Annotated in this window: 12 protein-coding genes; 10 read left to right on the top strand and 2 right to left on the bottom strand. The window is 62.3% G+C overall.

The annotated features are described in order from the left end of the window. Positions 1 to 88: 88 nt before the first annotated feature. Positions 89 to 2128: an ATP-dependent DNA helicase RecG gene (gene recG, locus NUV99_11910; GenBank protein MCR4420795.1), complete on the top strand. Its 2040-nt coding sequence runs from the start codon at positions 89 to 91 to the stop codon at positions 2126 to 2128. Between the two features lie 106 nt (positions 2129 to 2234). Next, positions 2235 to 2498, top strand: a complete 264-nt coding sequence (locus tag NUV99_11905; protein ID MCR4420794.1) for an alpha/beta-type small acid-soluble spore protein — start codon at positions 2235 to 2237, stop codon at positions 2496 to 2498. 245 nt (positions 2499 to 2743) lie between these two features. Here the strand turns inward: NUV99_11905 and gpr are convergent, their stop codons facing one another. Beyond that, complete coding sequence (gene gpr, locus NUV99_11900) at positions 2744 to 3706, bottom strand: GPR endopeptidase (GenBank protein ID MCR4420793.1); 963 nt, start codon at positions 3704 to 3706, stop codon at positions 2744 to 2746. A 113-nt stretch (positions 3707 to 3819) separates the two neighbouring features. Between gpr and NUV99_11895 the strand changes: the two genes are divergently transcribed. From NUV99_11895 to NUV99_11885, 3 genes are all read left to right on the top strand, one after another. Next, entirely contained in the window at positions 3820 to 3987 is a 168-nt protein-coding gene (locus tag NUV99_11895; protein ID MCR4420792.1) for a DUF2197 domain-containing protein, read from the top strand. A 157-nt stretch (positions 3988 to 4144) separates the two neighbouring features. Next, positions 4145 to 4771: a 16S rRNA (guanine(966)-N(2))-methyltransferase RsmD gene (rsmD, locus tag NUV99_11890; protein ID MCR4420791.1), complete on the top strand. Its 627-nt coding sequence runs from the start codon at positions 4145 to 4147 to the stop codon at positions 4769 to 4771. Next, a complete protein-coding gene (locus NUV99_11885; GenBank protein MCR4420790.1) occupies positions 4755 to 5234 on the top strand; it encodes an ATPase in 480 nt (159 codons plus the stop codon). The genes rsmD and NUV99_11885 overlap by 17 nt, the downstream gene beginning before the upstream one ends. On the opposite strand, the gene NUV99_11880 is transcribed toward NUV99_11885, so the two are convergent. Then, positions 5206 to 6369, bottom strand: coding sequence for a sporulation integral membrane protein YlbJ (locus NUV99_11880; protein ID MCR4420789.1), 1164 nt, complete (start codon positions 6367 to 6369; stop codon positions 5206 to 5208). The two genes, NUV99_11885 and NUV99_11880, sit on opposite strands and share 29 nt — an antisense overlap. A gap of 212 nt (positions 6370 to 6581) precedes the next feature. On the opposite strand from NUV99_11880, the gene NUV99_11875 reads away from it, so the two are divergent. From NUV99_11875 to NUV99_11855, 5 genes are all read left to right on the top strand, one after another. After that, entirely contained in the window at positions 6582 to 7100 is a 519-nt protein-coding gene (locus NUV99_11875; protein ID MCR4420788.1) for a DUF177 domain-containing protein, read from the top strand. Between the two features lie 21 nt (positions 7101 to 7121). Then, positions 7122 to 7304 (top strand): 50S ribosomal protein L32, encoded by a 183-nt coding sequence (gene rpmF, locus NUV99_11870; protein MCR4420787.1) that lies wholly within the window; start codon positions 7122 to 7124, stop codon positions 7302 to 7304. Positions 7305 to 7462: 158 nt separating this feature from the next. Continuing rightward, the gene (fapR, locus tag NUV99_11865; GenBank protein MCR4420786.1) at positions 7463 to 8068 is read left to right on the top strand and encodes a transcription factor FapR; all 606 of its coding nucleotides are present in this window, start codon (positions 7463 to 7465) and stop codon (positions 8066 to 8068) included. Beyond that, entirely contained in the window at positions 8053 to 9078 is a 1026-nt protein-coding gene (gene plsX / locus NUV99_11860) for a phosphate acyltransferase PlsX (GenBank protein MCR4420785.1), read from the top strand. Before fapR ends, plsX begins: the two co-directional genes overlap by 16 nt. Beyond that, positions 9057 to 10070 (top strand): ketoacyl-ACP synthase III, encoded by a 1014-nt coding sequence (locus NUV99_11855; GenBank protein ID MCR4420784.1) that lies wholly within the window; start codon positions 9057 to 9059, stop codon positions 10068 to 10070. Before plsX ends, NUV99_11855 begins: the two co-directional genes overlap by 22 nt. Positions 10071 to 10137 lie beyond the last annotated feature (67 nt).

The raw sequence follows: 10137 nt of genomic DNA, 5'->3' as shown, positions 1-10137 counted from the left end.
GATGCCTACGTTGGGTTCTTGATAACCTGCAGGTCAAATTATACGAGTGGGGATAACTCAGTAGACCGGCTCTTCGAGGGGGAGAGTGGTGGGCGCCAGGGACTTGGATCTGCCGGTACAGTACCTTAAGACCGTAGGACCTCAGCGGGCAAGGTTATTGGCCAGATTGGGGGTCCTTACCGTACGCGACCTTCTGCTCTACTTTCCGCGTCGTTACGAGGACCGACGCTTCCTCACACCTTTGGGCAGCCTCAACCCCGGCGACACCTGTACCGCCTCGGGTACGGTGGTAGCGGTAGAGGAGAGGCGGCCGAACGACAAGCTCGTGGTAACCCGGGCACTGGTAGCCGACCGCAGCGGCCGGGCCTGGGCAACCTGGTTTAATCAGCCATACGTAAAACAGCAGCTCCAGGCCGGATGCCGCGTGATCGTCACCGGCAAAGTCAGACAGTTCCTGGGACAAAGGGAGATCCTGGTCCAGGAATACGAGGTGGCCCGGGAAGAAGAAAGCCTTGGCCAGGCCCGGATCGTACCCTTCTACTCACTCACCCGAGGGCTCTCACAGCGCACCCTGCGCCAGCTCATGTGCCGGGTTCTGGATGAGTACGCCGATGCCTTTCCCGAAGTGCTCCCTTCCGAATTGCGCCGGCGTTACCGGCTCCCCGGCATTGCCGAGGCCTTGCGACAGATCCACTTCCCGAGCACCCCCCAGACCTTGCTGCAGGCCAGAACCCGCCTGGCCTACGAAGAACTGTTCCTTTTTCAATTGGCCCTTCTGAGCAGCAGCCGAAACCGGGCCGAAAACACGGGTGTGGCCCATGCCCCGGACGGCGAACTGGTGCAGCGTTTCTTCTCCTCGCTTCCCTTCTCTCTTACCCCCGGGCAGGAAAAGGTCTGGCAGGAAATCAAACAGGACATGGAAAGCCCCCGGCGCATGGCGCGCCTGCTGCAAGGAGATGTCGGCTCGGGAAAGACCGTGATCGCCGGCGCGGCCATGGTCAAGGCGGTGCAGGGGGGTTACCAGGCCGCGCTCATGGCGCCCACCGAAATCCTGGCCGAGCAGCACGCCTCTACCTTCCAGAAGTGGCTGGCTCCCCTCGGCCTTCGGGTGGCGCTGCTGACCGGCAGCCTGACGGGGAGGGAAAGGGAGGAAGCTCTGCAGCGCCTGGCCCGGGGCGAAGTGGAGATTGCCGTGGGGACTCACGCCCTCATCCAGGAGGGCGTTGCCTTCCGCCGGCTGGGCTTGGTGGTAATCGACGAACAGCACCGTTTTGGAGTGGGCCAGCGGGCCAGGCTCCTGGAGAAGGGTGGATGCCCGGACGTCCTGGTAATGACCGCTACCCCCATCCCGCGTACTCTGGCACTAACCCTCTACGGCGACCTGGAGGTCTCGGTAATTGAGGGTCTTCCTCCGGGAAGAAGGCCGGTCAAGACGGTCTTTCTGCCCGAGTCGCGGCGCCAGGACGCCTACGGCGCCGTGCGGCGCGAGGCGGCCCAGGGAGGCCAGGCCTATGTAGTGTGCCCCCTGGTGGAAGATTCGGAAGTAATACAGGCCGAGGCCGCGGAAGAACTTGCCGAGCGCCTGAGGCGCGAAACCTTTCCCGATCTGACCGTGGGCCTGGTACACGGGCGCCTCAAACGGGAGGAACGGGAAAAAGTGATGGAAGCCTTCCGCCGCGGAGAGGTGCAAGTGCTCGTGGCCACTACGGTAATCGAGGTGGGCATAGACGTGCCTCAGGCTACCGTAATGGTGATCGAGGGGGCAGAACGCTTTGGGCTGGCGCAACTGCACCAACTTCGCGGCCGGGTGGGCAGAGGCGAGAGGCCGGCTTACTGCTACCTCATCGGGCGTCCCCGCGGCAAGCTGAGCCGAGAACGGCTTCGCGTACTCACCACCTGCCAGGACGGGTTTGCCGTGGCCGAGTCAGACTTACGGTTAAGAGGTCCGGGCGAATTCTTCGGCACCCGGCAGCACGGCTGGCCGGAGTTCAGGATGGCGGACCTGGTGCGTGATGCCAAGCTGATCGGTGTGGCCCGACGGGACGCTTCCTGGTGGTTGTCCCAGCCGCAAGCCTGGCCTCCGCTTAGGGAGGCAGTCAACAAATTGCAGAAACAATTAAAAATTTAGATTAAGAGCCCGTTCCCTCCTCTGCGTTTTTTTACAGGGTATTGAGCCCGGGACGAGAGCCAGAATATATAGTGCCGGCCAAAAAGAGCAGAGGAGGTGAACCGGAATGGGTCAGGGCCAAAGGAGCAACCGCATAATCATCCCCGAAGCCCGTGCGGCCATGGATCGTTTCAAGTACGAGATGGCGGCTGAGGTCGGGCTCAACGTAGGGGATGGCTCCTACTGGGGCGATATCCCCTCCCGGCAGTGCGGCGCGGTAGGAGGGCACATGGTACGCCGGATGATCCAGGCCTATGAGCAGGGCCTGGCCGGTCAGACCACTGCTCCTCAAGCCTACGGCGCGCCTGTCACTCCTACCGGCGGCCGCTAACCGGGGCAAAGAGCGGGGGCAAGGAGCCGGGCTCCTTGCTCCCCTTTCCTTTGTGGTATTAATTTGGCCGTTTTGGGAAGAAATATACGTGCCTTATGCCAAGAAAGCAAAATACGGCAGGTGGTGGAGGGGCGGCCTTGCTGGCCAACGGCCTGTTCCTGGCGGGCCTGGCGGCGCGGCGTTAGCCTGGTTTGGCCGTCAGCAGTCGGTGCGTTTGCCGGAAGAGGCGGCCTGACCCGCGCACTTCATACCAAATAAGCAACCTCCTCCTCGCTCAAGTCCGGAAATAGCGCCCGGTTTATGCCCGAGGCAATAATGGCCGATACCTGATCAATCAGATTGTCGATCTCCTTGGGGGTTACGGTCAGATCACCCCCGAAGGGTGACAGGAGGTCGTCCAGCGCCCGCTGCAGGTTCTGGTCCCGTTCCGGGCCATCAGAAGCGGTCAGGCGGGCAAACAGGTCGTGTGCCAGCACCGGAGCACGCACGACGGTCGGCAGCCCGATGGCAATCACCGGTCTTCCCAGAGTGTAGCGATTGAGCCCTTCGCGCGCCTTGCCCGTTCCGGAGCCTGGGTTGACGCCCGTGTCGCACAGCTGGATGGTGGTCCCCAGCCTCCTCACCTCCTGGGCGGCCAGGGCGTCGACCGCGATTATCAGCCCCGGGTGCACGTGCGCCACGGCTCCCTTGACCACCTCCAGGGTTTCTATTCCCGTTACTCCCAGGACGCCGGGAGCCAGGCCGCTGACCGAACGCCAGGCAGGCGGTATGCTTCTTGGGGCGTAGCGGTGAAGGTGTCGCGTGACCAGGCACCGATCCACCACGCTGGGCCCGAGAGAGTCCGGAGTGGCACGACGGTTGCCGAGCCCCACAATGAGTACGTCTGCCTGGGGCAGCAGGCCCGCTCGCCCCATCAAATCCGTGATCTTCGCCGCCAACAGTTCGACCAGCTGTTTACGGGCCTCGGGCACCGGCTGGCCGAGAGTCGGTGCCTCAATAGTTACGTAGGTGCCCACCGGGCGGCGCATGGCCCTTTCGCCGGTGGCATTGAGGACGGTAATGGTGGTGACGGTGGCGAAGTCGAGTTCTTCCTTGTCCTCCCGGACTCCCGGCACCTCCTCTGTGGTCGCACCCCGTAGCAAGGCATGAGCTTCCACCGCCAGGTCAATACTTAGACCGTAGCGTTCCAAGAGATTCCAACGGTCCATATTTGTTCTCACCCCATCCTAGTCTGCCCGACCCACCTGGCAAGGAATGTGTCGAAGCAGCAGGAAAAAGCATAGAGCTGTAGAAATGCTTGAACCAGGCGGGGGGATGAACGGTGGAAGTACGGTGTTCGCTATGCGGGCGGAGAGAAGAGATCACCAAAATTCATAAAGATTATCAGAGGCTGGCGGCCAACCCGCAGGCCCTGTACATCTGTGCGCGGTGCAGCCGGAAGGTGCAGTTCGAGGCTACCGAGGAGCAAAAAGTACCCAAGCCCATATAAGGCCGGGGGCCGGCCCTACGGAGCCGGTCCCCGGCCGGCGACCTGCCTTACGGCCGGTCGCCGTTCCTTGGGAGAGGAGAAACCGGAGGAAGAGCTCATGGGGGAGGGTTACTAAGCTCTTCGGCATTACTAATTATTTACCGGGCGAGGGTAGATTATACCCGGGAAGAAGAAAAAGTTTCTTCGGCAGGGAAGGCGTTTGAGGATTATTGGCGGTACGGCCAAAGGCTATCCCATCAAGACACCTCACGACCGGCACACCCGGCCCACTCTTTCCCGGGTGAGGCAAGCCGTCTTCGACATCCTGGCGGCAGAGATAATGGGGGCCAGTTTCTTAGACCTTTTTGCCGGTTGCGGTAGCGTGGGGCTGGAGGCCCTGAGCCGCGGGGCGGGTAAAGTGGTATTCGTGGAGAAGAATCCGGCCAACTGCGCCCTCATTCGGCAAAACCTGAAGGGGGCCGGTCTCGGGGCAAAGGCCGCAATATGGTGTCTGGATGTACGGCGGGCCCTCAACCGCCTGAAGGCGCAGAAAGCATCGTTCGACGTTGTCTTCGCCGATCCCCCCTACGAACAAGGTTGGCTGAAAGAGTTGGGTGAGAAGCTTGCCGGGGCGGACATCCTGGCTCCCGGTGGAGCCTTCTTGGTTCAGGCTTCGGTTAGAGATGCCCCGGATCTCGAAGAGCCGGCAAGACTACTGCTGATCCGGGAATACCGTTACGGCAATACCAGGCTGTTGTTCTACCGGTGCCCAGGAGGAGGTGAAACGTTTGCTGAACGGCAGTGACCAAAAGGACGTTCTTGTGTTGCTCGACCAGATAGAGCACTTTGTGGAGCGGGCAACCCGCATACCCCTTACCGGCAGAATAGTGGTGGAAGCGCAGATCATCCTGAACTGGTTGGACCAGATCAGGGCCCTGCTGCCGGCAGAGATAGGCGAGGCCCAGCGCTTGGCCCGAGAAAAGGACAAAGTGCTGGCGGAAGCGCGCCGACAGGCAGAACTGATTCGGGAAGCGGCAAACCAGGAAATAGAAAAGCGTTTACAGGAAACGGAGATAATAAAGGAAGCACAGTTAAGAGCCCAGGAGATCCTGCACAAGGCCGAGGTAACGGCGCGGGACATACACCAGGGAGCGGAGAGCTACGCCGATGAGGTGCTGAACCGTCTGGAAATGGCACTGGATAAGGCGTTGGCCAACGTGCGCCAGGGCCGGCAGGAACTCAAAGCCCGCCGTACCAAGACCGCCTGAAGAGAGCGAACAACAGCGCCAGCAACAGCCACAGGGCAAGCCCCAGGCCCAGGAGTAACAGGCTGAGTTCGAAGACCAGAAGCGGAGACCAGGTGGCCGGTCGCGGGAGCTGAAAGGTGGGTACGGCTTCAGGTAACCAGAGCCTTATCAGGACCGCGGCCAGCAGGCCCTGAGCGATACGACTCAGCAGGTAGGGCCCCAGACGCAAGTCCGTTCCGGCAAGAACACTGGCCACCTGACCGTGTACGGAAAGACCGGACCAACCCAGTATCATGCTGGCCACGGTCAGACGGTCACCAAGGGGAGCCGAGGACTGGCAAGCTCGGGAGGTTCCCAGGGTCATTTCTACCAGGCCTTCCGTCACCGCCTCCCCCAGGGACGGGGGCAAGGAGAAGAGCGCAAGCAGGGCGCCGAATGCGCGCGCCAACGGGCCCAAACCACCGGTCTCCCTCAACAGGGCAAGGGCAACGGCGGCAAGGGTCATGTAACCGGCAACCAGGAGCAGGGTCCGGAAGGCCTGGGTAACCGCCTCCGCCAATAGAGCCGCCATAGGCGCCTCCGCGGAGACTGCGCCCGGTACAGACCGAGTCGGAAACGGGCTGGCCTGCGGCTGGCGGGTAGGACGGGCGCCCCCGTACCGGCGCCAGAGTAAGCCCAGGATCAGGTTAGCGCAGTAGTGGGCAGCGGCCAGGGGCACACCGAGGGAGGCATCGCCCAGCATTCCCACCGGCACGGCGGCCAAGAGGAACAGGGGGCTGGCGTTGTGGGTAAAACATAAGAGTCTTTCGCCCTCCCGGGGTGTGCAAAGGCGGCGGCGCCGCAACTCGGCAACCATGGCGGCCGCCACCGGCGGCCCGGAACTGTAGCCGAGTACGATTACCAGTGCCGCCGTACCGGGCAGGTTAAAGAGCCGGCGGGTAAGGGGTTCCAGCCATCGGCCTATCAGGGCAATCATGCCAAGTCTGCCCAGTAGAGAAGAGGCTATGAGAAACGGTAACAGGCCCGGCAATACTACCTGCCACCATAGGGCAAGGGCTTGGTGGGTGGCAGAATAGGTAGCTTGAGGATGGCTTACCAGCAAAACGGTAAAAACCAGCCAGGCTACCCCTAGCCACTGCCTTCGCTTACGGTTCATACCTGCTCCCCGCACCCGAGTCTCGAGCGAGGCCGGCTCCGGCGTTACCGGCCGTACCAGGCGCAGAGCGGTTCGGTCGGTAAGGCGGCCGGTACCAGGGGAAACCAGGACTACCCTAAGGGCAGACCGGGTACCCGTCAGAACTTATGCCGGCTTGACACCGAATAGAAGCGTTGACTATAATAGCGCCGGTTATCTTGGGGGGTCACACCATGCGCCTGGACGTTGCCGATCTCCGGCGCCACCCCGGAAGGAGTATTTCCTTCGTGTTTGAGGAGGAGATCCCGGCGGTGAGCCTGGCCGGGGAGGAAATCCGGTTCATTGGGCCGGTACGAGTAGAGGGAAAGGTGAGCGGCGGCCAAAAGCTGCTGGTATCCGAAGGACAGGTCCGGGCGGTAGTGCGCCGCCAGTGTAGCCGCTGCCTCACCGATTACGAGGAGGAGGTTGTGGCCCCGCTGGAGGCCCAGTTCGCCCATGTGTCAAGACTCGCCTCCTTGTCCGACGAGGAAAGGGAGCAGGTCCAACCCTTCGAGGGCAACGAGATAGAGCTTCGCCCGGCGATAGAGGAGGCCCTGGTTCTGGCCCTACCCATGAAGGCGTTGTGCCAACCCGATTGTCCGGGGCTATGCCCCCAATGCGGTCACGATCTCAAGGAAGGCCCGTGTGCATGCCCTAAGCCAGACGAGCGCCTTACGGTACTCGGGAGCCTGTTTGCCCGGCAGAAAGGCTGAAAGACAAGAGGAGGAAATGTCATGGGAGTACCCAAGCGCAGAGTTTCCAAGGCCCGCAAGCGTCACCGGCGTTCCATATGGGCACAGGTGAATGGCCCCACCCTTTCGCCCTGCCCCCAGTGCCACGAACCCAAGCTGCCTCACCGCGTGTGCCCCAACTGTGGGTACTACCGGGGCCGTAAGGTGGCCGGCGAAGAGAAGTAGATTCTCCGCGATGGCGAGGACGGTAAGCCGCGAGGCTTACTCTTTCTTTTTTGGAAGCCCGGCTGCCGGACGGAGGGCGCAAGGCGACGTTTGGGTTGCTAAGGCGGCGGTGGTATATTATACTACTAGTGCTTGGTACTATTAGGAGGTCATAGTTAATGGGCCGGTCTTTGCGTAGCGACCGCCGGCTGGAACGTCATCGCCGCCTAGAATCGATCCTGCAAGAGAACCCTTTCACCACCGACGAGGAGCTGGCGCGTCTCTTCGGAGTTAGCGTGCAGACCGTGCGCCTGGACCGGCTGGCCCTGGGCATCCCCGAGCTGCGGGAAAGGGTGCGCTCGGTAGCGCGCCACGCCTACGGGCAGGTGCGCTCTCTTACCCGGGAAGAGTTGGTCGGTGAACTGGTGCACCTGGAATTGGGGCGCACCGGCATTTCCATTCTGGAAATCACCCCGGACATGGTTTTGGAAAAGAGCCAGATCGCGCGGGGGCATTACCTGTTTGCCCAGGCCAACTCGTTGGCGGTGGCGGTAATCGACGCTCCCCTGGTGGTGACCGGAAGCGCCCGGGTCCGCTACCGGCGTCCGGTGTACGTGGGCGAGAAGGTGGTGGCCAAGGCCTCGGTCAAGGTAGTGCGCGGCCCCACGGTCCTGGTCTCGGTGCACTCCCAGGTGAAGGGGGAACTGGTCTTCAAGGGGCAGTTCATAGTAGTAAGCCTGAAGCAGCAGAGTGCCAAGGAGGCGGCGCCATGCGGATCGCCGTAGATGCCATGGGAGGTGATTACGCTCCCGGGGAAGTGGTGCGTGGAGCCCTATCGGCGGCACGGAACGGCAGCGCGGAAGTCATTTTGGTAGGGCACAGGGAAGCAATCGAGGAGGAAATGCGCAAGTGGAAAGACCATGCCCGCAACATTACAATAGTTCACGCACCGGAAGTAATTACCATGGACGATCCGCCGGCCACGGCCTTACGCCGCAAGAAGGGGTCTTCCATCTGGGTGGCCACCGAACTGGTCAAGACCGGACAAGCCCAGGCCCTGGTCTCCGCCGGCAGCACCGGCGCACAGATGGCCGCCGCCCTCTTAACCCTGGGCCGTATCGAGGGTATCCTGCGGCCGGCCATAGCCACGGTGTTTCCCACCGTGGCCGGGGGGAAACTTCTCCTGGACGTGGGGGCCAACGTGGATTGCCGCCCTCAACATCTCCTGCAGTTTGCCCAGATGGGCGCGGTCTACGCGGAAAGAATACTGGGGCTGAGTCGGCCCCGGGTAGGTTTACTCAACATCGGTACCGAACGGAACAAGGGCAACGAATTAACCCTGGCCGCCTACGACTTGTTGGCCGGTTCCGGGCTTAACTTCATGGGTAACGTGGAACCCCGGGACATACCCATGGGCGTAGCCGACGTAGTGGTGTGTGACGGATTTGTAGGCAACTCGCTTCTGAAGTTCGGAGAAGGGATGGCCGCAGCCCTAATGACCATGCTGCGCCAGGAACTGGCACACCGGCCTCTGGCCCGCGCCGGCGCTGCCCTGGTTTTCCCGGCCCTGCATTCGCTGTGGAAGAAGCTCGACTACGCGGAATACGGAGGCGCGCCTCTGCTCGGCGTCCGGGGAGTAAGCGTGGTCTGCCACGGCAGTTCCAGGGCCAGGGCCATCGAGAACGCCATCGGCGTGGCCAAGCAGTGCGTAACCAACCGGCTCGTACCGGAGCTGATTCGAGCTCTGACTCCAGCCTCGGAGGGGGGACCTCATTGCTCGCCGCCGGAGTCTTAGGTACCGGTTCCTACCTGCCGGAAGAGATCATAACCAACCAGGACCTGGAACGAATAGTGGACACCAGTGACGCGTGGATACGAGAGCGAACCGGCATCCGGGAACGCCGGCGGGCAGCAGAGCGCGAGGCCACTTCTGACCTGTGTCTGGAGGCGGCACGGAGGGCCCTGGCCGATGCCGGCGTGCCCGCCGAGGAAATCGACCTGATAATGGTGGCTACGGTTACCCCGGACATGGCCTTTCCCGCCACCGGCTGCCTGGTCCAGGATCAACTGGGAGCCGCGCGGGCCTGGGCCTTCGACCTGGAAGCAGGCTGCTCCGGTTTTCTTTACGGACTGGCCCTGGGCAGTCAGCTCATCGCTACCGGCTATTCCCGCTACATACTGCTGATCGGAGCCGAGACCTTCAGCCGCATCATTAACTGGACCGATCGCAATACCTGCGTACTGTTCGGCGACGGCGCCGGCGCAGTAGTGATGGGTCCGGTACCCCAAGGCAGGGGAGTGCTGGCTTCGCGTATGGCCGCCGACGGCAGCGGGGGAAAACTGCTCTTTCAGCCGGCAGGAGGGTCGCGCCTGCCGGCAAGCGAGGAAACCGTGAAGGAGCGACTCCACACCATCCACATGCGCGGCCCGGAAGTGTTTCGCTTCGCGGTACGGTGTATGGAAGAGGTATCACTGGACGTACTTCACCGGTGCGGCCTGGAGCCACAGGATCTGGACCTGTTCGTGCCGCATCAGGCCAACTGGAGAATCATCGACGCTACCCGGCGCCGCCTGGGCCTGCCGGAGGATAAAGTAGTGGTTAACCTGGACCGCTACGGCAATATGTCCAGCGCCTCTATTCCCGTGGCTCTGGACGAGGCGAGGCAACAGGGGAGGCTCAGGGAAGGAGATCTGGTACTTCTGGCCAGCTTCGGGGCGGGGTTCACCTGGGGGGCGGCCCTGCTCCGCTGGGGTAGGGGCCAGCAGGCGGGGAACTTGCTCGCGTAAAGGGGGAACCAAGCTGACGTATCCCCACTTTCGAGTTAACTTGAGTTGACTGGCGGTACCGGGTGCT

The sequence above is a fragment of the Clostridia bacterium genome, assembly GCA_024653205.1.
Taxonomy (GTDB): domain Bacteria; phylum Bacillota; class DSM-521; order Neomoorellales; family SLTJ01; genus JANLFO01.
This window is presented reverse-complemented; position numbering and strand designations above follow the sequence as displayed.

Coding starts and splice junctions, on each gene's coding strand:
- NUV99_11905 (MCR4420794.1), top strand. CDS start 2,235: ATGGGTCAGGGCCAAAGGAGCAACCGCATAATCATCCCCGAAGCCCGT.
- plsX (MCR4420785.1), top strand. CDS start 8,053: ATGCGGATCGCCGTAGATGCCATGGGAGGTGATTACGCTCCCGGGGAA.
- NUV99_11875 (MCR4420788.1), top strand. CDS start 6,582: ATGCGCCTGGACGTTGCCGATCTCCGGCGCCACCCCGGAAGGAGTATT.
- rpmF (MCR4420787.1), top strand. CDS start 7,122: ATGGGAGTACCCAAGCGCAGAGTTTCCAAGGCCCGCAAGCGTCACCGG.
- NUV99_11880 (MCR4420789.1), bottom strand. CDS start 6,369: ATGAACCGTAAGCGAAGGCAGTGGCTAGGGGTAGCCTGGCTGGTTTTT.
- fapR (MCR4420786.1), top strand. CDS start 7,463: ATGGGCCGGTCTTTGCGTAGCGACCGCCGGCTGGAACGTCATCGCCGC.
- gpr (MCR4420793.1), bottom strand. CDS start 3,706: ATGGACCGTTGGAATCTCTTGGAACGCTACGGTCTAAGTATTGACCTG.